Below are 19856 nucleotides of genomic sequence, written 5' to 3' on the forward strand. Positions count from 1 at the left end.
GCATGATATACATGACCAGTTACGCCTGACGACCATAGCACGCGTGAACCACCTGATCCCTTGCCGAACTCAGAAGTGAAACCGCTTAGCGCCGATGGTAGTGTGGGGTCTCCCCATGCGAGAGTAGGTCATCGTCAGGCACTTATTGAGAAACCCCGGCCATTTGGTCGGGGTTTTGCTTTTTAGGGGTCTCCCCTGGACCCCGTTTGTCGGGAACAAACGGGAACCGCTTTAGCGGGCCCGAAGGGCGAGTCTCAGGATGAGACGAGTAGAGTAGCGGAGCGCCGCCCGGATCATCGTCAGGCACTTATTGAGAAACCCCGGCCATTTGGTCGGGGTTTTGCTTTTTAGGGGTCCCCCCTGGAGAGTAGCGGAGCGCCGCCCGGATCATCGTCAGGCACTTATTGAGAAACCCCGGCCATTTGGTCGGGGTTTTGCTTTTTAGGGGTCTCCCCTGGAGAGTAGCGGAGCGCCGCCCGGATCATCGTCAGGCACTTATTAAGAAAACCCCCAGCTTCCAATGAAGCTGGGGTTTTTTGTTGTTGGGCTATTGGTTATGAACTATTTGAAAAATCCCCAGGGCGCAAGCCCTGGGGATTTTTTGCGTGAGCCTTACCCTTCAATAAGGACGCATACTGGGGGCATGAGGGGAGGGGCAATGCTTAAAATTAATCCCGTTGGTGCTGGCACTGCCCATTTGACCAAGTTTCATAGATGGCGCGATCATCAGCGAGCATCATGAGTGTAAATAATCGCTCGCCGAGCGTTGTGCAGTGTTGAGTTCGACGTGCCAGCAGTGATGTCGCGTGAGGGTCAATCACTACAAAATCTGCCTCGTAGGAAGGGGCAAGCTGTCCGATATAGTTATCTAAAGAAAGGGCTTTTGCATTGCCATGGGTTAAGCCATAAAAACCTTGCCATGCGGTAAGAGGTTGTCCGCATAGTTGACCCACTTGGTAGGCTGCTTTAAGCGTCCCAAACCCTGATAAATCGGTGCCTGCGCCGATATCGCTAGCATAGGTAAATGCCATACCGGTCTGCTTAGCTGCCTCTCGGTCAAATAATCCGCTGCCTAGGAAAAGATTGGAGCTTGGACAAAAGGCAATATTGGCGCCTCGATCCGCCAGGCGTTTACGCATATCGTTATCCAGATGAATACCGTGCGCGAAGGTGCTGCGGGGGCCGACTAACCCCGCTTCCTCGTAAACGGCTAAGTAGTCGCGGCTACCAGGAAATAATTCGGCTACCCAGTCTAATTCCCCACTGTTTTCAGCCAAATGAGTTTGTAGCCAAAGGCTAGAGTCATTGCGTAAGAGGGCGCCGGCAGCATCCATTTGCATTTTGGTAGAGGTAGGCGCAAAGCGTGGTGTGACGCTATAACCTAGTCGGCCATTGCCATGCCAGTCTTGAATAAGTCGCTCACTGTCTGCAATCCCTGACACGCCATCCATTAGGGCGTCAGGTGCGTTGCGATCCATTAATACTTTACCGACCAGCATGCGTAGCTGACGTTTTTGGCAGGCGGTGAAGAACGCATCCACGGAGCCAGGATGACTGGAGCCAAATACTTGGGCTGTTGTCGTTCCTGCGCGAAGCATTTCATCTAGAAAAGCGTTCGATAGTGCTTCTGCATGTTCATGATTGGCAAAGCGGCACTCTTCAGGAAACGTATAGTCATTTAGCCAATCAAGTAGCTGCCTGCCGTAGGAAGCCATAATGTCTAGCTGCACATAGTGAACATGGGTATCGATAAAGCCGGGCATAATTAGCTTGCCACGATAATCAATAACGTGGGCGTCGCTGGGCAGTTGGTGAGCGAGATCACCATAATGGCCGACAGCATGAATATGGCTACCTTTTAGCCAAAGTACCCCGTCGCCATAATGCTCTAGGCTACCCGGCTGAGGCAGATCTTCATTACCTGGGTCGCGTGCAAAGCTGACAATTTCAGCGCGGATGAGCGTATCGATTGAGGAATTCATATTAACTCTGAGTCGTTTTCGTATCGTCAACAAGTGCACGTATTGCGTTCGGCTCAAGGCCGCGCATTTCTAGTGAGGCTGGCTTGTCCGTTAGCCAAAGCAGTTCGGTTACCACCGTCAAAGCAATCGCATAGGGGGTTTTGTTGCTAAGTTTAGTGTTATGAATACAGCCAATGGGACTGCGTACACGCTCTATTTCTTCAGCGGTGTAGCCTTCGCGCTGCAGTCGTCCTCGGAAACTTGCCCATTTGCTATCAGAGCCGATTAGTCCTATCGAGGCGATGTCGTGGCGCTGTAGTAAAGCGGTGATAAGGGCGTAATCTTCATCATGGTTGTGGGTTAATACCAGTGCATGACAGTAGGGTGGCAGGGCTGAAGTGTCCTCCTGTGGGCTGCTCAGCATATGGCAACTAAGTCGGGGTTGCTGCTGATCGCGTTCGTTAAATGCATCTGCTCGGCTATCAAACCAGTGTATTTGCCAGGGTAGCGGTTCGCTGAGCTTTACGATCTCTCGTCCGACATGGCCAGCACCAAACAAGGCGATATTGATAGCGGCTCCAGGAAAAACCTCCAGCAGCACATTGACATAACCGCCACAGCACTGGCCGCTGCGTCCACCGAGCGAGAATGCCTCTAAGTGAAAGCCCACGCGGCCTTGCTGTAAAAAGTCTCGGGCAGAGTGGATAGTTTGCCACTCGAAAGTGCCCCCGCCTAGCGTGTCATAGACCGCCTCGTGGGTGATCACCATGCGCGCACCAGGCTCACGCGGGGTTGAACCCGCGCTGGTTACTTGAGTGGCTAATACATGGGGGACACCGTTGCGCTGCAACCGATCGAGTGCCGCGTGCCAAGTTTCTGCTGAGGGCTGTGTCATAGTGCTTTTTCTCTGATTGCGTTTGCAGCCAGCATCACTCGCTCAGGGGTTGCGGGAGTGTCGAGATGGGGAGACGCTTGGTAATCGGTTAAGCTTGAAAGCGCATCACGTAGCGCAGACCACACACAGATACCAAGCATAAACGGTGGCTCGCCAACGGCCTTGGAGCGATACAGGCTTGCCATGGAGTTGGGGTGTCCCTCCAGTAACTCAACGTTAAAAATAGCGGGAAGATCGCCAAACGTAGGTATCTTGTAAGTTGCAGGGCCGTCGCTAACCAGCACACCTTTATCGCTCCACTTAAGCTCTTCACTGGTTAGCCAGCCCATCCCCTGGATAAACCCACCTTCTACTTGACCAATATCAATCGCTGGGTTTAGCGAATTGCCAACGTCGTGTAGCACATCAACGCGGTCGACTAGGTATTCGCCGCTTAATGTATCAACACTAATTTCGGCAACGGCTGCGCCAAACGCGTAATAATAAAAAGGACGGCCTTGACCCGACGCGCGGTTGTAGTGAATCAGTGGTGTGGCATAAAAGCCTTTTTCTGAGAGCGAAATACGATTGAGGTAGGCCGTTTGGACAAGCTCGCCCCAGGGAATGCGGCGCTCGCTCTCTCCAATACCAGCAATCAGCATGCCATCTTCCAGGCGCATACCTTCTCGCTCTAAGCCTCCCTCAAAATGCATTGCGGCAAAGTCGAACAACCTTTCGCGCAGTTTGCTGGCGGCATCTCGCGCGGCCATGCCGTTGAGGTCGGCACCGCTTGAAGCCGCCGTTGGGGATGTATTGGGTACTTTATCTGTGCGGGTTGCACTAATCCGCACGCTATCTAAATCCAAACCAAGCTCACGAGCTACCACTTGGCAGATTTTGGTGTGCAGGCCTTGCCCCATTTCGGTGCCACCATGATTGATCATGATGCTGCCATCGGTATACACATGCAGCAAAGCACCGGCCTGATTAAGGTGCTGGGCGGTAAACGAGATGCCAAATTTCACCGGCGTTAGCGCAAGCCCTTTTTTAATAATGGGGCTGTTGGTATTGAATGCCTTGATAGCCGCGCGGCGCGCCCAATAGTCACTGCTGTTTTCCAGTGCCTCTACCAGCGTATGCAATAACTGTTTTTGGTCCACTTGCTGACCGTAGTGGGTGACATCTCGCCCGTCGCGATAGAAGTTTCGTTTTCGGATGGTGAGAGGGTCTTCACCGACTTTACGCGCGATATCATCCATCGCAGCTTCGATAATCATCATGCCCTGGGGGCCGCCGAAGCCCCGAAAAGCCGTGTTGGAAGCGGTATGGGTCTTAGCTCGATGACCGGTGACGCGAGCACTGCCTAATGAGTAAGCGTTGTCGGCATGGAACATTGCACGATCAACAATGGCGTCCGAAAGATCTGGCGAGTAGCCACAGTCACCAATAACGGTTATCTCTCCGCCTTGGATGATGCCTTGCGAATCAATCGCAAGTTGGTAGCGATTATGAAAGGGGTGTCGCTTACCGGTCGCGCGCATATCATCACTTCGCGGTAGCCGTATACGTGTGGCTTTTCCGGTTCTGCGGGCAATGATGGCTGCCATACATGCCCATGGGGATGCTTGAGTTTCTTTGCCTCCAAAACCGCCGCCCATCCGGCGGACCTCAACGGTGACCGCATGAAAGGGAATGCCCAGTACTTCGGCAACGAGTTTTTGGGTTTCGCTGGGGTGCTGGTTAGAGGTATGGACAATGACCCCTTCGTCTTCGGTGGGCAGAACCAAACACGCCTGGCCCTCCAAGTAAAAATGTTCCTGTCCGCCGATAAAAAGCTCGCCCTCAACCGTTTGCTCGGCTTGACGCAGTTCCGCTTGCCAATCGCCTCTCTCCTGAACGTGTGTAGGGCGAACCACATCATTGCGTTCGGCAGCAGCAACAGGGTCGAGGCTTGCCGGTTGTTCATCAATACTTAGCTTGGCCAGCGTCACCGCTCGGCGAGCAGCCTGAAGCGAGTTAGCCGCAACGGCAAAAATACACTGGCCTGCGTAGCTAATTTCTTGATCAACAAAAATGGGGTCGCCTGGAAACACAGGGCCGATATCCGTATGGCCGGGCACGTCGTGAAAAGTGATGACATCGACAACGCCAGATGCTTGCTTAACTGCCTCGAGATCAAGTGCGGTCAATGTACCGTGCGCGACAGGAGAAAGCCCCAGGGCTACATGCAGTGCATCGGCTGGTGCTTTGAGGTCATCAATGTAGGCGGCCTTGCCGGTAACGTGTTTTTCAGCGCTTTCATGGAAGCTAGCGGTGCCTGCTTGGCGCTGACCATGACTATCGACGGTATGGCGGGCAAGCGGGCCTGACCCTTGAATGTGATCATGTAACTCGCGACGAGCGCGGCTGCTGTCGCCATCAAGTTTAGTGAGCGTACGCATGGAGCATCACCTCCTGGTTGGGTGACAAAAGCGATAGGTAAAGGCGCTCTAACAGGTTGAGTGCGGCCTGTTCTCGGTAATATTGGCTAACCCTTACATCGCTCATCGGCTGGAATTCTTCGGCAAGGGCTCGTTGAGCTGCTTGAAAGCTAGCTTTGGAAACGGGCTGTCCTTCTAACGCTGCCTCTGTTTGGGTAGCTCGCTTGGGAGTTGCAGCCATACCGCCAAATGCAATGCGAACATCCTTCATAACACCCTTATTAACACGGTAGCAAAATGCGCCTAATACCGCCGTTATGTCATCTTCACGTCGCTTGGAAAGCTTCCAAACCCTCAGTGTGGCTGTTTGTGCCAATTGGGGAATAAAAATTCGACTGATGACTTCATCAGGAGCCAACGACGTTTTTTTATAGTCGATAAAAAAGTCGCTCAGCAAAAGCTGGCGTGTGTCGTCATGGCTGGGAAGTTCTACCCAAGCATTGAGGGCCAACAGTACGGGGGGCGTATCACCAATTGGGGATGCGTTGGCGATGTTTCCGCCTAGCGTTCCCCGGTTACGAACTTGCTGGGAGCCGAGTCGGTGAAGTAGATGTGCAAACGCAGGAAAGTGGCTGTCTAATAAGGGCTCAAGCTGCGAGTACGTTACTCCAGCGCCTACCCACCAACCTGGTTGAGCTTGGAAGGTCGCCTCTTCAATTTGGCGCAATTCAGCCACACGAGTGATATCAATAAGCTGGTTTAATGCAATAAGTCGCTGAGTGCTTTCCAACCATAGATCTGTTGCGCCAGCGACAAGACGTGCATCAGGGTAACGACGCTTTGCGTCGGTCAACTCGGCCAAGGTAGTTGGCTGTACAAAGAGCGCTTCATCGTTGGCTGTTGACTTAGGCACATGAAGCGGATTGCTGGCTGGCTGAGACGCATCGAACCACAGTGGTGCTTCCCAAGAGTAGTCTTGCATGCTCAATGCGGCGTCTCGGATAGGGCGGTAACCCGTGCAGCGGCACAAATTTCCACCCAATGTTGCCTCGAGTGTTTCTGGCGTAAGGGGTGTAGGACGCTGTTGCTGGTTGGCATGCAATGTGAATAGCGACATAACAATCCCTGGTGTGCAAAACCCACACTGGCTGCCGTGGCACTCAATCATTGCTCGCTGAGCTGGGTGCAAGTTGCCTTCAGTTGCTAACCCTTCGACGGTAATTACGTGCTGTCCGTGCAGTTGATGAGCGGGGGTAATACACGCATTGACGCTTAAAAAGCGGTTTTGCGTGCCGCTTGGATTGTTGATTGCCACTGTGCAAGCACCGCAATCGCCCGATGCGCAGCCCTCTTTTGTACCAGTGACGCCCAAATGATCACGCAACAGCGTTAGAATGCTGGTGTCAGGTGACACATGACACTGCTTGGGGGTGCCATTGAGCAAGAACTCAATCGTAGCCATGCCAAACTCCGTTATGATTGTTCTGACCGATCGGTCAATAATGTTGAGCTTGGGACAAAACAGCGCACCTTGCAAGAATTTGTTGATGGTGTGGCCACCTGCACTCTTATACGGCAGGGGACGATAAACCTATTTAATGTAACAAGCCCCATGGGGTAACCATTGGCGCTTATCAAAGGAGCTTAATCAATGACGGCTGATACCGCTAACCATGAAAATGCCAGCAGGGATCGTATTGAACAGACCATACTGAGCGCTGCGGAGCAGGTGTTTTCTCAATATGGTTATCGTGGTGCCAGCCTTCAGGCAATCGCCGATCTAGCGGAGCTTCCCAAGGCGAATATTCTTTATTATATGGGCAGCAAGCAGCTGCTTTACGTTCGTCTGCTCAACCGAATGATGAGTCGTTGGAATGCGGTACTTGAGGACATTACACCTGAAAGCGACCCGGCTAGGGTATTGAGCGATTTCATTCGAACTAAAATGATGCTGGGGCAGCGTTATCCCGAAGGCTCAAAGTTGTTTGCCGCTGAGATTTTGGCTGGTGCGCCGTTCTTGAGTAATTACCTCTCTGGCGAATTAAAAGAGTGGGTAGCTTCCCGCGCAACAATTATTCGCCAGTGGTCTCAACAAGGAAAAATGGATGATGTTGATCCACGCTGGCTTATATTCCTGATTTGGTCAGCCACTCAGCATTACACGGAATACAGTGCACAGGTGACTGGAATCTTAGGGGCTGAAGGGCTCAGCGAAACGGATCTCGAATCTATCTGCCAATTTTTAGAGCATGTCATTATAAAAGGATGCGGTATTTCAGCGGCGCATTTACCCAACAGTTCATCAGTTTAACCGCGATGCCTATACAAGCGATGTCTACGCTTCCAATCGAACAGCATCTAACAGCGATCCAGGTCGCTCTAGATGTTCATAACCGCCTTATCTTAGTCGCCCAGCCTGGGGCAGGTAAGACAACCCGCGTTCCCTTGACCTTGCTTAACAGTCAATGGGCGAAAGGGCAGAAAGTATTGTTGCTGGAGCCGCGACGTGTTGCGGCGCGGTTGGCGGCAAGCTTTATGGCTGCACAGCTTGGGGAGCCTATTGGCAAGACGGTTGGCTATCGTATGCGGGGGGATAGCAAAGTAGGCCCATATACTCGCTTGGAAGTGGTTACTCAGGGGGTTCTGACGCGTATGTTGCAAGATGATCCGTTACTTGACGGGGTCGCTGCTATCATCTTCGATGAGTTTCATGAGCGCAGCATAGAAGCAGATCTTGGGCTGGCGCTATCGCTGGATATCCAACAAAGCATTCGTGCTGACTTACGATTGATTGTGATGTCTGCGACGTTAGATGTCGCCGCGTTAACAAGCATTTTGGGCAACGATACACTAGTGATTGAAAGCACGGGTCGTGAATTCCCAATTGAAACGTACTATCGCCCTTTTAGCAGTGATGACGCGTTAGACGTTGCTGCTTACCGAGTGGTAAATGAGGCCTTGGCGAATGTTAATAGCCATGATGTGCTGGTGATTTTGCCTGGAGTGGCAGAAATAACTCGGTTGGTGAAAACGCTGGAAAATAGCGCCCTTGATATTGAGGTGCGGGCATTACATGGCGGGATGCCCATTGAGGAACAGCAAGCTGCATTGGCACCTCACGAAACTCGCCAGCGCGTGATTGTATCTACTGCCATTGCTGAATCCAGCGTGACAGTTGATGGTGTTAATGTGGTTATTGACGCTGGCTTGGAACGTGTACCGCTATTTCAGCCGCGAACGGGTCTTACTCGGTTAACTACCCGACGTGTCAATCGTGCCAGCGCTGATCAACGCCGCGGTCGTGCAGGGCGGCAACAACCAGGAATATGTTATCGATTATGGTCTCGGGAGCAGCCACTTGTTGCCTACGGTGAACCTGAGATAGCGCAAGCTGATTTATCAAGACTAGCGCTTGAAATTGCCATGTGGGGAGCGCGTTCGCCAGATGAGCTAGTCTGGATGACACCACCACCTAACGGAGCATGGCAAAGTAGCCAGGCTTTGCTTCGTCAACTTGGTATACTTGATTCAGCGGGCCTGCTAACGCCGCTAGGTAAGCAAAGTGCGCGTTGGCCGCTTGAGCCTCGTTTAGCGGTAATGCTATCAAAAGCGGCGTCACTCAAGGCAGTACAACTAGCCTGCGCTTTAGCCGCTTTGCTGGAGGGTAGGGAGCGTGTCAGTGGTTCGCTGAGAGATGCGTTGGCTCAGCGATTTATTCAACCCTCGCGATTTCCTCAATGGCAGCGAGAAACCAAGCGGCTTACAGATATGGCTAACCTGCTGGTGACACATAAGATGTCGCTCGAGCCGCTTAGTTGTCTGCTAGCTATGGCTTACCCTGACCGCATTGGTCAACTTATCAGCCCAGGTCGCTTCAAACTCGCTAATGGTAAACCAGCCACGCTGTCTAATAATCATCCGCTAGCAAATACTCCATATCTTGTTGCGGTTAGCGTTGAAAGTGCCACCAGCGAGGCGACAATATATCAAGCCGAGCCAATCACGTTGGCAGCGCTCATCAACATATATCCGGCTACCCAGCATTGGGAAGATCGTATTACGTGGTCTGATACCCAAGGTAAGCTTCTCGGAGAAGCTGTTCAACGTCACGGTGAGCTTGTATTGGCAAGTAGGCCTTTAGCGGAGCTATCTGTAGAGGCTGTCCAACAGGCGTTACTCCAGGCGTTAAAACAACGATCTACGGCGCTTTTTAATGGCAAAGTTAAGCAGTTACAAGGGCGAATGGCGCTGTTGGCGAGTGCTTATCCTGACGTATGGCCTGATTGGTCAGAGTGTGCGTTGTTAGAGAGTTCTGACAAGTGGCTGGCACCCTATATGGCGGGTATGACACGTTTCAGCCAACTAGAAAAAATGCCGTTTCATACCTACTTAATGGCAACGCTAAGCTGGGATGAGCGGTCCCGGTTTGAGCGTTTAACGCCACCAACAATAACGGCTCCTAGCGGTAATCAAGCATCAATTGATTATGCGCCCTGTCTAATAGGAAGACCGCCAGTACTTGCTCTAAAATTACAGGAAGCGTTTGGCTGGCAAGATACCCCTGTCGTCGCGGACGGCCATATGCCCGTCGTCGTTCATCTTCTTTCACCGGCAAAGAGGCCGCTTCAGGTTACCCAAGATTTGCGCAGTTTTTGGTTAAATGGCTACCCAGAGGTGCGTAAAGAGATGCGTGGTCGCTACCCGAAGCACCCCTGGCCAGAAGATCCACTTACCGCTCAAGCAACGGCATTCACTAAACGTCGATAAGTTTAAATATCATCGTTTAAAGAAAATTTAGATCGAAGAAAATCATTCTGGTTGTTCCTCAGGGACTTTGCCTGGTACACGATAGCGTACTCCGTCAGCGCGCTGTTCTTCATAACGACGGTTTTCTTCTTCAGGGGGAACACCCAGCACTGTTTCTTGCGACCCATCTGGCCAGGTGTAAGTTGTGCAGCCAGTCAACGGTAGTAAAACCATGGCTATTAACGGGAACAACGGTAAAAATCCACGACATTTGGGCATATTAGGCTCCATCACCAGTCCAAAGCTGCTCTTAGCAAATAGCAAAGCGTGCGTAGTGTGAATGGCACGACAATAAGCCGCAAGCTTAATCCCAAATTGTTAAATTTCCTCCCATAGGCTGCGTCGAAACTCGTGGGAAAGTTGAGACACTTTAGCAAAGCGCTCAAGATTGGCATCTGTAAGCGTTTTGACCATTTCTTGGTAATGCTCAGTGAGCTCCTTGGCGTTGCCGTTTTTTTTGTTGTCAGTCATGCATAGCGTTAGTTTTTCGCTACTTTTAGCGATAGCTTGGAAAAGTTCAGCCTCCAATTGCATGGCCTGTGTCACGTTCTCCAGCCAAGCAATCTGACAACGTACTATGGGCATGGTGCTCAACAGGCAGTAATGGTGCCACCAAGTCACGATATCTTGGTTCGTGTCAGTAATAGATACGGGCTGTTTCTTGTTTGAATGATCCATAGTGTGCTCCTATCAAGTTTTGCAATCTGTGAGGCATTCTTCACAGGTTCACCTATTCTCAACTATAGCTAAGCTCTGCAGAAGAGTTGTGCATTTGAGCAATGAAATACGTGATATTGAGGAGAGGCTCAATGTGGTCAGTTGTCAAATCAGTACTGTCAGCACTTCTAGGCGTACAAAATGACCTCAACCGGCAACAGGATTTTTCTAGTGGTAAACCCGCTGCCTTTATTGTGACAGGGGTTGTGATCACGCTCATATTTGTTTTGATCCTGGTAGGGATTGCAGTGATCGCATCGCGTTGAAACGTTGATACACCTCACGATAGTTGTTCGTGACGAATGCCTCATGTTTTCTATACTGACGTTAATCAGTTATTCCTGACCTAATAAATGGGTTGGCGTGAACAACAATAATAAGGAGGTTTCTATGCATCGATCGTGGCAATGGCTGCTAACCATTACCAGTACCTTCAGTATCACTCAAGCTCATGCGAATGGCTGGAATATGCCGGTAGGGGTCACCGATATCAGCCAAGATATCTTTGGTCTGCATATGGCTATCTTTTGGGTATGCGTGGTGATCGGGGTGATTGTGTTTGGGGTGATGTTTTACTCGTTATTTAAATACAGACACTCAAAAGGGGCAAAAGCGGCTAATTTTCATGAGCATACTTCCGTCGAGGTTCTTTGGACCGCTATTCCTATCCTGATATTGATTGGAATGGCCGTGCCAGCGACCGCGACCTTGAAGAATATGTACGATTCTTCAGAAGCTGACCTGGATGTGATGATCACTGGCCAGCAGTGGCGCTGGCGCTACGAGTATCTTGGGGAAGATGTTGCGTTTACATCCAACATGAGTACACCAAGAGAACAAATTCGTGGGGAGGAGGCGAGAGATGAGCACTATTTGTTAGACGTAGATGAGCCATTGGTGCTGCCGATCAATCGTAAAGTGCGTTTTTTAATGACGTCGGATGACGTTATTCACTCCTGGTGGGTGCCTGAGTTAGCCGTTAAGCAGGATACGATTCCAGGGTTTATCAATGAAAATTGGGTGAAAATTAACGAACCGGGCATTTACCGTGGCCAGTGTGCTGAACTTTGTGGCGTTAATCATGGGTTTATGCCAGTGGTTGTGCATGCCATGGAAGAAGAAGAGTTTGAAACATGGTTGTCTGAACGTAAAGCAGCAGCAGAGCAAGAGGCCATGGGAGTTGACCGAGAGTGGGAGATGGAGGACTTGATGGCGAGGGGAGAGTCTGTTTATCAGACCATTTGTTCGTCCTGTCATCAAAGCGAAGGCCAGGGGGCTTTACCGGCGTTTCCTGCACTAGCAAATAACGACCAATTAATTAATGACCTAGATTGGCATATAGACCGAATCGTTAACGGTGTTTCTGGTGCTGCTATGCCCGCGTTTCGTAGTACGTTAAATCCTGTCGAAATCGCAGCGGTTGTCACTTATACCCGCAATGCCTGGGGCAACGACACAGGCGATGTGGTGCAGCCAGCTGCGATAGCTGAACGTATTGCACAATAATCTAAGGTATTAACAACAATAAATCAGGCGGAGATGCTCATGGCGCCCAAACTACCTCCTCAACATTCACTGCAACATAGCTCTACAGCAGTGGCTGGTGGCCATTCTCAGCACGACCATGCGGCTCAGCCAAAAGGGATTATGCGATGGCTGCTGACTACCAACCATAAAGAAATTGGTTCTCTGTACCTGATTTTTTCTCTCATTATGTTTTTTGTAGGGGGCATATTTGCCTTGGTAGTGAGAGCCGAGCTGTTTCAACCTGGCTTGCAACTGGTAGAGCCAGAGTTCTTCAACCAAATGACCACCATGCATGGATTAATCATGGTGTTTGCTGCGGTAATGCCAGCGTTTACCGGGTTAGCCAACTGGATGATTCCACTTCAGATTGGTGCGCCGGATATGGCACTGCCGAGGCTCAATAACTTTAGTTTCTGGCTGCTTCCTGTGGCGTTCACGTTATTACTTTCTACGCTGTTAATGCCAGGCGGCGGACCTAATTTTGGCTGGACGTTTTATGCGCCTTTGTCGACCACTTATGCACCTGCCTCGACGACATTTTTTATTTTAGCCCTACATATCGCAGGCATTAGCTCGATTCTTGGGGCTATTAATATTATTGCGACCATTTTGAATATGCGCGCGCCGGGCATGCGCATGATGGATATGCCGCTGTTCGTATGGACATGGTTAATTACGGCTTTTCTGTTGATTGCGGTAATGCCTGTACTAGCAGGTGTCATTACCATGATGTTGATGGATATTAACTTCGGTACCAGTTTCTTCGACGCAGCGGGTGGCGGTGACCCCGTGCTTTTCCAGCACCTATTCTGGTTCTTTGGGCACCCTGAAGTTTACATCATGATTTTACCGGCCTTCGGTATCGTCTCGGCCATTATTCCAACTTTCGCGCGTAAGCCTTTGTTTGGATATGCCTCTATGGTGTACGCCACGGCAGCTATTGCGCTGCTGTCATTTTTAGTCTGGGCGCACCATATGTTTATCGTCGGCCTTCCGCTAACGGCGGAGCTGTTTTTCATGTATTCGACCATGCTGATTGCCGTGCCGACAGGCGTGAAAGTGTTTAACTGGGTGACCACACTATTCCGTGGCTCGATCAGTTTTGAGCCGCCTATGCTGTTTGCTTTAGCTTTTGTCGTCCTATTCACCATAGGCGGTTTTTCAGGGCTAATGTTGGCAATTGCCCCTGCGGATTTCCAGTATCACGACACCTACTTTGTCGTGGCACATTTTCATTATGTGTTAGTACCAGGTGCTATTTTTGCCATTATGGCCGGCGTCTACTACTGGCTGCCAAAATGGACCGGCTATTATCCTAACGAGCGGCTGGCTCAATGCCACTTCTGGTGTTCTATTATTGGCGTTAATCTAACGTTTTTCCCTATGCATTTCGCTGGTTTGGCAGGCATGCCTAGGCGTATTCCCGACTATGCGTTGCAATTTGCGGATTTCAATTTGCTTTCCAGCATTGGCGCTTTCTTTTTTGGTGCGTCGCAGCTGATTTTTGTATTGGTTGTGGTGATGTGTGTGAGGGGAGGAAAAAAAGCGCCTGCAAAAGCCTGGGAGGGTGCAGAAGACCTTGAGTGGAGCGTCCCCAGTCCAGCACCGCTGCACACCTTTGAGACACCACCTGTATTTAACCGTACTCATCACCATGACTAATTAGCTGCCCATCAGCGAATAGTCTAGGGGGATATATGGCAGTAAATAATACGGTGCAATCAGTTGGGGTAAAGCGAACGGTTATTCGTACGGTGGCAGCGCTAATTGGTATGTTTGCCTTCGCATTTGCGCTCGTCCCTCTTTACGACGTGTTTTGTCGTGTGACGGGGCTTAATGGCAAGGTGGATACTACGGCTAAGGCCATTATCCATGAAGAAGTTGATCAGTCCCGTTATGTCACCGTGCAGTTCATTACCCGTGGTAGCGCAGGGTTGCCATGGCGAATGAGTGTCGAAAACCGCCAAATGCGCGTGCATCCAGGCCAAACAGCGGAAGTTGATTTCACTTTTACCAACAATAGTCGTGTCGAAAGTTGGGGGCGGGCTGTGCCTAGTGTTTCTCCTTCAAGCGCTACGACCCATTTAAGAAAAGTAAGCTGCTTTTGTTTCCAAGAGCAGCAGCTCCAAGGGGATGAGCGTTTGACGATTCCTCTGATATTCCAGCTGGCGCGGGACCTCCCTGAGGATATTAATACGATAACGCTAGTGTATACCTTGTACCCAGTTCATCACTTAGCAAAAGACATCTCAAAGAATGACAACAAGACGATAGGGGATTCCATATGAGTGGCGGCTACTATGTTCCAGCAACGAGTCGGTGGCCTATTTTAGGTTCGCTGGCGCTCGGGGCTATGATGGTGGGTACGGGAGTCAAGCTTGTGTACGACACGGGTACCCCACTAATGCTAATCGGTGTGGTTAGCGTGATTGCAGTGATGGGACTTTGGTTCAGAGATGTTATTCACGAATCAATGAGCGGTTTGTACGATGCCCAGATGGATCGGTCGTTCCGGTGGGGGATGGGCTGGTTTATTTTTTCTGAAATAATGTTTTTTGCCGCATTTTTTGGTGCTTTATTTTACGTTAGAACGTTCGCCATACCCTGGTTGGGTGGAGAGGGGGCGAAGGGGGTTTCTGCCTTATTATGGCCAGGCTTTGTGCCGCAGTGGCCGTTGTTTAATCCGCCTGATAGCGCAGTGCTTGGGCCTGAACGGGTGTTTAGTCCCTGGCAGTTACCTTTGGTCAACACACTGATACTAGTAACCTCCAGTATTACATTGACGGTCGCTCATGAGGCGTTGAAATTAGGCGAGCGTAAGACGTGCAGAAATTGGCTGGCGGGTACAGTGCTGTTGGGCTGCTGCTTTATTGTCATCCAGGGGGTCGAATATTACGAAGCCTACCATCATTATGGCATTACGCTGGAAGCGGGGATTTTCGGAGCAACCTTCTTCATTTTGACCGGTTTTCATGGGGTTCACGTTATTGTCGGCACGATTATCCTGGCGTGTATGTTAGTGCGGATATGGAAAGGGCACTTCGCCAATGATCATCATTTTGGCTTCGAAGCGTCATGCTGGTATTGGCACTTTGTAGATGTTGTGTGGGTTGGGTTATTTATTTTTGTATACGTCTTCTAATCAATCAACCTAAGTTTCCCGACCAGAAGCCAAACACTAATAAGACCATAAGTAGGCATGTTAACCCAATGCGCCACTTAAGGGATGCCAGTAGCCGCCGGGAGCTGCTGTCATCCCTCAATAAGAAGCCCGCCCCAGCCGCTAAGCTAGCGACTATTCCAACAAAAACTAGGCCAATGAGCAGCTTTAACCACATGACGAAAACCTCTTTTGGGTCGCAACGCCTATACGTCTGGTGTGTATTTTGGGGCGTATTAGTTTCGCTTGGTGTCTTGCTAGGACTATGGCAGTGGGAGCGTGCTGATGACAAGCGTGTTTTGTTAGCTGCTAGGGAGGCAGCGCCTTTTGTCAAATCGCCGACCGCTGTGCCAGAAGAGGGATCTGAACTGCATTTGCAAGGAGAATACCTTGCTAATCACACTCTCTATTTGGATAACCGCATTGTTGACGGGCGTTTAGGCGTGGCTGTGCTAACGCCTTTCCGAGACAGTTTTGATCAATTGTGGCTTATTCAGCGGGGTTTTATTGAAACAGGGCCAAGTAGAGCAGCGCCTCAAGCTGATACTCCTGAGGGCAGCGTCACAGTTTCAGGAGAGTGGCAAGTTGCGCGCCCCGGCGGGCCGCTGTATGGCGCAAACAGAGAAGGGGTAAGACTGCAGCAGATCGGCTTAACCCCGTGGGAGCCAATATTACCTGCCTTCACTTATAACGGATGGTTACATGCTGACCAAGGCGAGGGAGTGTTTACGCCTTGGTGGGAAGCTAGCGTGATGCCTCCTAGCCGTCATCTTGGATATGCTTTTCAGTGGTGGGGGCTGGCGCTTGCTGCGGCAGTGGTCATGGTGTTGGGAGGGTATCGCTTGCGTAAAGATAGCCTTACTGATGACTGAGGGGGAAAAGCATGGAACAACGCCAGCCAGTTCGTTACCCGCGAGTTAAGTTGTTACTTATTTTTGCAGCATTCGCCGCGCCTATTGTTACCGCGTGGACGATGTTGACATGGCAAATAGGCATACCTAGTGATGATACAGCCCATGGGCAAGTGCATGTCGGTGTTCCATTACTGGATGATTGGCCTTTGAGCGCTAAACCTGAAAAAAACGATGCGTGGACATTAGCATTTGACTGTACTTCGCTCTGTGATGAGCGCATGGATGAATTGTGGCGATTGCATCGGGCGTTGGGCCGAGAAGCTACTCGGTTAGAGCGATTACGAATAGGTGGGAGCGCACAAGAGCTACCAGGGGAAACGGTCAATCGTTGGCTCGTAGAGCCTGAATGGCGTGAAGAAAACAGCGTATGGCTAATGGATCCCTTTGGCAGGCCTGCGCTGTCATTTAACAATGCGGTGCCTGCCGCAGATATTCTCGATGACATACGTCATTTGTTTAAGGTCAATCCGCTGTAGCGAAGAATAAATCGTTACTCTGCATGCTCGACCTAGTAGGTCGTAAGGAAGCAACGTGCCACATTCTACTGAGCGGCGCTTACAATGGCTGAAACGTTTAACCTTGGCAGGTACTGTACTGACAGCGCTAGTGATTTTAGTTGGCGCTTGGACCCGCTTAGTCGACGCGGGATTGGGGTGCCCTGACTGGCCAGGCTGTTATGGACGTCTGTTAGTTCCCGATAATGAATATGCTGCTCTGCGCCATCCCGATGTGCCTCTTGAGCCTTTTAAAGCTTGGGTAGAGATGGCTCACCGCTATGTGGCAAGTTTTTTAGGGCTTATTGTGCTAAGCGTTGTAGCCCTAGGATGGTCACTGCGTAAGCGACCAGGGTTTCCAGGGAAAGTAAGCATTGCCCTGTTAATTGTCATCCTGCTTCAAGGCGCGTTTGGTGCCTTTACCGTTACGCTAAAGCTCTGGCCACAAGTGGTTACTCTGCATTTGTTGGGCGGTCTAAGTGTGCTGATGCTGTTTTTTTGGCTGCATTTGCGAATCCGCCTTAGCTTAACGAGTCGTACGTCTTTTCCCATCAACCATATTTCTACTTCCACAAGCGATGCCTCTTCACCTAAGACTATTAATGTGCTCTGGGTAATCGGCGTGTCGGCATTGGTTTTACAGCTTGCATTAGGTGGCTGGGTGACCAGCAACTATGCAGGTATCGCCTGCCAAGGGTTCCCGACCTGCAATACCCAGTGGTGGCCAGAAATGGACATAAGTGAAGGCTTTCACCTGACACAAACCGTCGGCCCTAATTATTTGCATGGGCAGTTACACGCCGACGCACGTACTGCAATTCACATGATGCATCGCTTTGGAGCGCTTCTACTCGGAATTGTACTGTTAGCACTATGGTGGCGATATCGTACGGCAGGTTCTGTTGGACGAGCCCTCATGCTGGTGTTAATTGCCTACTTTGTTCAGGTTGCGCTTGGCATTGCCAATGTATTGTTGTGGCTTCCTCTATGGCTGGCTCTGTTGCATACCGCTGGAGCGGTTGCATTAACCTTGAGCATGGAGTGGGCCTTCTGGTGCTGGAAACGCCAGCCTAGTCAGCAATCTATAGAGGTGAATGATCTAAAGGCAGCCCAGGTAACCTTTACGCACTGTAGTAAATAACGGTAGTAAATAGAGGTTTTGCTTCGTCTAGAACAAGAATAGTTATTACGGGGTAGGATAATGAAAAATGTTGCCGTGTTATCGCATTCAACAGTGCCAACGCTTATATGGGGTTGGAGAGAGTTGCTAGGGCTGTGCAAACTCAATGTTGTAGCGGTTATGTTGGTGTGTGTAGGGGTGGGCATGGCGCTATCAACGGTAGGCCTCCCACCATTAAAAAACGTCGCCTTTGGGTTATTGGGCATCGGACTTTCTGCATGTGGGGCAGCGTCGTTTAATCATGTAATTGATCGTCGCTTGGACGCTGTCATGTCGCGCACCGCCAACCGCCCGTTGGCATCAAATCGCTTACCCGTAACGGTTGCGCTAATATGGTCAACGATGCTCTCCTTGGCTGGCTTAGGTCTCTTAGCGTGGAAGGGGAATTATCCTGTAGCAATGCTCACCTTCGCATCGTTGGTAGGCTACGCGTTGGTTTATACCGCTTTTCTTAAACGAGCAACGCCGCAAAATATAGTGATTGGTGGTGTTGCTGGTGCAGCGCCACCTTTGCTGGGGTGGGTAGCTATTACGGGTCAAGTCACAGCAGAATCGCTGCTATTAATGCTGATTATATTTGTATGGACCCCGCCTCATTTTTGGGCGTTGGCTATTCATAAATATGACGACTATGCTCGCGCTAGTATCCCCATGTTGCCCGTCACGCATGGTTTGGCTTTTACAAGGCTGCAGATATGGCTTTACACATGGCTTACGGTAGCTGCCACGCTGCTTCCTGTGATGATTGGTATGAGCGGTTTGGTTTACCTAATAATAGTGACTGCGCTTAACGGACGATATATATACTGGAGCTGGAAGGTGTGGAAAGGGCGGTGTGATAAAGCCCCTATTCAGTCGTTTTGGTTCTCAATTCGCTACCTGCTAGGCTTATTTGGCGCGCTGCTTTTGGATCATTATGTTGGGGTATTCTTTCTATAGAAACTATTCACCTTCGCTCTCAATTGGGGGCAAAAGACAGCGAAAGTAGTCTCCAAGGGGTAAGAGGGTGTACAATTCTCGTCAAGCTTTCTACCTCTCCATTGTGAAAGGAGCGTTATGAGTTCCACTGGAGCATTGTTACTACTCATCGTTGCAATTATTGTCATTGCAGCTCTTGGTGGTTATGCCTATAAACTTCGCCAAGAGGTTAAGCGTCGAGAAGCATTCCGGCTTGACGAAGAGCGTCGTGCCCACCAAAACAGCCTAGAAAACCTTGATTTTGTCGTTAGCGCGCTTGTGCAAGAGCAAGTCGACATCACAGAAGGGTCTTGGCGATGCAAAGTTCTGCTTGAGATTGTTGATCCCAGCTTAGCAGAGCGTCCAGACTTTCAAGCGTTTGCAGAAGTGTACAACCGTACTCGACATTTAAAAACTCACTCTGCACGTAAGCAATTAACGCCACGAGAGCGTATGCAAGAAGACAAGGAGCGCCTCGCTGTTGAGGACGAAATGCGACCTGCAGTTCTTGAGGCAGCACAGAAGGTAATTAACTGGAGATCCGAGGGATCTGCAGGTCTTCATTAACCTTGTTTAACGAGCATAGGGGGCTATAAATACGGTAACCTATGTTTTTTGACGCTTATTGCGTCAATTTTGCTATGCTGAAAATGTCGGTATTGGCAAGAAGTTGATATCACGGCATTGTTGCCTTCTCGTGATTAAACGTTAATCATAGGCAAACGTTCAGCCATATGGTGAAAGCATAATATTGCCATGGTGCTGAGCAGCGAAAAATGGATGCTCTCGCAATAAGAAGCATTGGATAGATTTGGTCTTAGGACCATGTCAGCATTGGATCAAGAA

The 19856-nt window shown here is 50.3% G+C and carries 19 protein-coding genes and 1 rRNA gene; 13 read left to right on the plus strand and 7 right to left on the minus strand.

Features of this window, described 5'->3' with window-relative positions:
• Positions 1–24 precede the first annotated feature (24 nt).
• Positions 25–140: ribosomal RNA gene (gene rrf / locus REH51_RS17635) — 5S ribosomal RNA — on the plus strand.
• Positions 141–668: 528 nt separating this feature from the next.
• Here the strand turns inward: rrf and guaD are convergent.
• Genes guaD through xdhA form a run of 4 tightly spaced genes read right to left on the minus strand, consistent with a single transcriptional unit; the run spans position 669 to position 6717 of the window.
• On the minus strand, positions 669–1982 hold the full coding sequence (guaD, locus tag REH51_RS17640) for a guanine deaminase (protein WP_009724269.1): 1314 nt from the start codon (positions 1980–1982) through the stop codon (positions 669–671).
• Between the two features lies 1 nt (position 1983).
• Positions 1984–2856, minus strand: coding sequence for a xanthine dehydrogenase accessory protein XdhC (gene xdhC, locus REH51_RS17645; protein ID WP_009724270.1), 873 nt, complete (start codon positions 2854–2856; stop codon positions 1984–1986).
• Positions 2853–5276, minus strand: a complete 2424-nt coding sequence (gene xdhB / locus REH51_RS17650) for a xanthine dehydrogenase molybdopterin binding subunit (protein ID WP_498936468.1) — start codon at positions 5274–5276, stop codon at positions 2853–2855. The genes xdhC and xdhB overlap by 4 nt, the downstream gene beginning before the upstream one ends.
• Entirely contained in the window at positions 5260–6717 is a 1458-nt protein-coding gene (gene xdhA, locus REH51_RS17655; protein ID WP_498936470.1) for a xanthine dehydrogenase small subunit, read from the minus strand. The genes xdhB and xdhA overlap by 17 nt, the downstream gene beginning before the upstream one ends.
• A 189-nt stretch (positions 6718–6906) precedes the next feature.
• Here xdhA and REH51_RS17660 point away from each other — a divergent pair, with 189 nt between their 5' ends.
• Positions 6907–7566, plus strand: a complete 660-nt coding sequence (locus tag REH51_RS17660) for a TetR family transcriptional regulator C-terminal domain-containing protein (RefSeq protein ID WP_009724273.1) — start codon at positions 6907–6909, stop codon at positions 7564–7566.
• Positions 7567–7586: 20 nt separating this feature from the next.
• On the plus strand, positions 7587–10022 hold the full coding sequence (gene hrpB, locus REH51_RS17665; protein WP_498936472.1) for an ATP-dependent helicase HrpB: 2436 nt from the start codon (positions 7587–7589) through the stop codon (positions 10020–10022).
• Positions 10023–10064: 42 nt separating this feature from the next.
• Here hrpB and REH51_RS17670 read toward each other — a convergent pair whose 3' ends face one another.
• Together REH51_RS17670 and REH51_RS17675 are read right to left on the minus strand one after the other, a co-directional pair.
• Positions 10065–10280: a hypothetical protein gene (locus REH51_RS17670; protein ID WP_009724275.1), complete on the minus strand. Its 216-nt coding sequence runs from the start codon at positions 10278–10280 to the stop codon at positions 10065–10067.
• Between the two features lie 99 nt (positions 10281–10379).
• Positions 10380–10739, minus strand: a complete 360-nt coding sequence (locus REH51_RS17675) for a hypothetical protein (protein ID WP_009724276.1) — start codon at positions 10737–10739, stop codon at positions 10380–10382.
• A 131-nt stretch (positions 10740–10870) separates the two neighbouring features.
• Here REH51_RS17675 and REH51_RS17680 point away from each other — a divergent pair, with 131 nt between their 5' ends.
• The 5 genes from REH51_RS17680 to REH51_RS17700 all read left to right on the plus strand — a co-directional run bounded on the left by REH51_RS17680 (position 10871) and on the right by REH51_RS17700 (position 15447).
• Positions 10871–11044 carry a DUF2970 domain-containing protein gene (locus tag REH51_RS17680; RefSeq protein ID WP_009724277.1) on the plus strand — a complete coding sequence of 58 codons (174 nt, stop codon included), beginning with the start codon at positions 10871–10873 and terminating at the stop codon, positions 11042–11044.
• A gap of 124 nt (positions 11045–11168) precedes the next feature.
• A complete protein-coding gene (coxB, locus tag REH51_RS17685) occupies positions 11169–12284 on the plus strand; it encodes a cytochrome c oxidase subunit II (protein ID WP_009724278.1) in 1116 nt (371 codons plus the stop codon).
• A gap of 39 nt (positions 12285–12323) precedes the next feature.
• Complete coding sequence (gene ctaD / locus REH51_RS17690; RefSeq protein ID WP_009724279.1) at positions 12324–13967, plus strand: cytochrome c oxidase subunit I; 1644 nt, start codon at positions 12324–12326, stop codon at positions 13965–13967.
• Between the two features lie 35 nt (positions 13968–14002).
• Positions 14003–14593, plus strand: coding sequence for a cytochrome c oxidase assembly protein (locus REH51_RS17695; RefSeq protein ID WP_009724280.1), 591 nt, complete (start codon positions 14003–14005; stop codon positions 14591–14593).
• The gene (locus REH51_RS17700; RefSeq protein WP_009724281.1) at positions 14590–15447 is read left to right on the plus strand and encodes a cytochrome c oxidase subunit 3; all 858 of its coding nucleotides are present in this window, start codon (positions 14590–14592) and stop codon (positions 15445–15447) included. Before REH51_RS17695 ends, REH51_RS17700 begins: the two co-directional genes overlap by 4 nt.
• 4 nt (positions 15448–15451) lie before the next feature.
• On the opposite strand, the gene REH51_RS17705 is transcribed toward REH51_RS17700, so the two are convergent.
• Entirely contained in the window at positions 15452–15643 is a 192-nt protein-coding gene (locus tag REH51_RS17705; RefSeq protein ID WP_009724282.1) for a DUF2909 domain-containing protein, read from the minus strand.
• On the opposite strand from REH51_RS17705, the gene REH51_RS17710 reads away from it, so the two are divergent.
• The 5 genes from REH51_RS17710 (at position 15642) to REH51_RS17730 (ending at position 19577) form a co-directional block, all read left to right on the plus strand.
• Positions 15642–16337 (plus strand): SURF1 family protein, encoded by a 696-nt coding sequence (locus REH51_RS17710; RefSeq protein ID WP_009724283.1) that lies wholly within the window; start codon positions 15642–15644, stop codon positions 16335–16337. The two genes, REH51_RS17705 and REH51_RS17710, sit on opposite strands and share 2 nt — an antisense overlap.
• An 11-nt stretch (positions 16338–16348) precedes the next feature.
• The gene (locus REH51_RS17715) at positions 16349–16855 is read left to right on the plus strand and encodes a redox-active disulfide-containing membrane protein (protein WP_009724284.1); all 507 of its coding nucleotides are present in this window, start codon (positions 16349–16351) and stop codon (positions 16853–16855) included.
• Positions 16856–16910: 55 nt separating this feature from the next.
• A complete protein-coding gene (locus REH51_RS17720; protein WP_498936474.1) occupies positions 16911–18014 on the plus strand; it encodes a COX15/CtaA family protein in 1104 nt (367 codons plus the stop codon).
• Positions 18015–18074: 60 nt separating this feature from the next.
• On the plus strand, positions 18075–18992 hold the full coding sequence (gene cyoE / locus REH51_RS17725) for a heme o synthase (protein WP_498936476.1): 918 nt from the start codon (positions 18075–18077) through the stop codon (positions 18990–18992).
• A gap of 117 nt (positions 18993–19109) precedes the next feature.
• On the plus strand, positions 19110–19577 hold the full coding sequence (locus REH51_RS17730) for a DUF2489 domain-containing protein (RefSeq protein WP_009724287.1): 468 nt from the start codon (positions 19110–19112) through the stop codon (positions 19575–19577).
• The last annotated feature ends 279 nt before the right edge of the window (positions 19578–19856 follow it).

It is taken from the genome of Halomonas bluephagenesis (assembly GCF_054790765.1).

Coding starts and splice junctions, on each gene's coding strand:
- xdhB (WP_498936468.1), bottom strand. CDS start 5,276: ATGCGTACGCTCACTAAACTTGATGGCGACAGCAGCCGCGCTCGTCGC.
- REH51_RS17660 (WP_009724273.1), top strand. CDS start 6,907: ATGACGGCTGATACCGCTAACCATGAAAATGCCAGCAGGGATCGTATT.
- REH51_RS17695 (WP_009724280.1), top strand. CDS start 14,003: ATGGCAGTAAATAATACGGTGCAATCAGTTGGGGTAAAGCGAACGGTT.
- REH51_RS17670 (WP_009724275.1), bottom strand. CDS start 10,280: ATGCCCAAATGTCGTGGATTTTTACCGTTGTTCCCGTTAATAGCCATG.
- hrpB (WP_498936472.1), top strand. CDS start 7,587: ATGTCTACGCTTCCAATCGAACAGCATCTAACAGCGATCCAGGTCGCT.
- ctaD (WP_009724279.1), top strand. CDS start 12,324: ATGGCGCCCAAACTACCTCCTCAACATTCACTGCAACATAGCTCTACA.
- REH51_RS17705 (WP_009724282.1), bottom strand. CDS start 15,643: ATGTGGTTAAAGCTGCTCATTGGCCTAGTTTTTGTTGGAATAGTCGCT.
- REH51_RS17680 (WP_009724277.1), top strand. CDS start 10,871: ATGTGGTCAGTTGTCAAATCAGTACTGTCAGCACTTCTAGGCGTACAA.
- xdhC (WP_009724270.1), bottom strand. CDS start 2,856: ATGACACAGCCCTCAGCAGAAACTTGGCACGCGGCACTCGATCGGTTG.
- REH51_RS17675 (WP_009724276.1), bottom strand. CDS start 10,739: ATGGATCATTCAAACAAGAAACAGCCCGTATCTATTACTGACACGAAC.
- REH51_RS17715 (WP_009724284.1), top strand. CDS start 16,349: ATGGAACAACGCCAGCCAGTTCGTTACCCGCGAGTTAAGTTGTTACTT.
- coxB (WP_009724278.1), top strand. CDS start 11,169: ATGCATCGATCGTGGCAATGGCTGCTAACCATTACCAGTACCTTCAGT.
- REH51_RS17710 (WP_009724283.1), top strand. CDS start 15,642: ATGACGAAAACCTCTTTTGGGTCGCAACGCCTATACGTCTGGTGTGTA.
- REH51_RS17730 (WP_009724287.1), top strand. CDS start 19,110: ATGAGTTCCACTGGAGCATTGTTACTACTCATCGTTGCAATTATTGTC.
- guaD (WP_009724269.1), bottom strand. CDS start 1,982: ATGAATTCCTCAATCGATACGCTCATCCGCGCTGAAATTGTCAGCTTT.
- cyoE (WP_498936476.1), top strand. CDS start 18,075: ATGAAAAATGTTGCCGTGTTATCGCATTCAACAGTGCCAACGCTTATA.
- xdhA (WP_498936470.1), bottom strand. CDS start 6,717: ATGGCTACGATTGAGTTCTTGCTCAATGGCACCCCCAAGCAGTGTCAT.
- REH51_RS17700 (WP_009724281.1), top strand. CDS start 14,590: ATGAGTGGCGGCTACTATGTTCCAGCAACGAGTCGGTGGCCTATTTTA.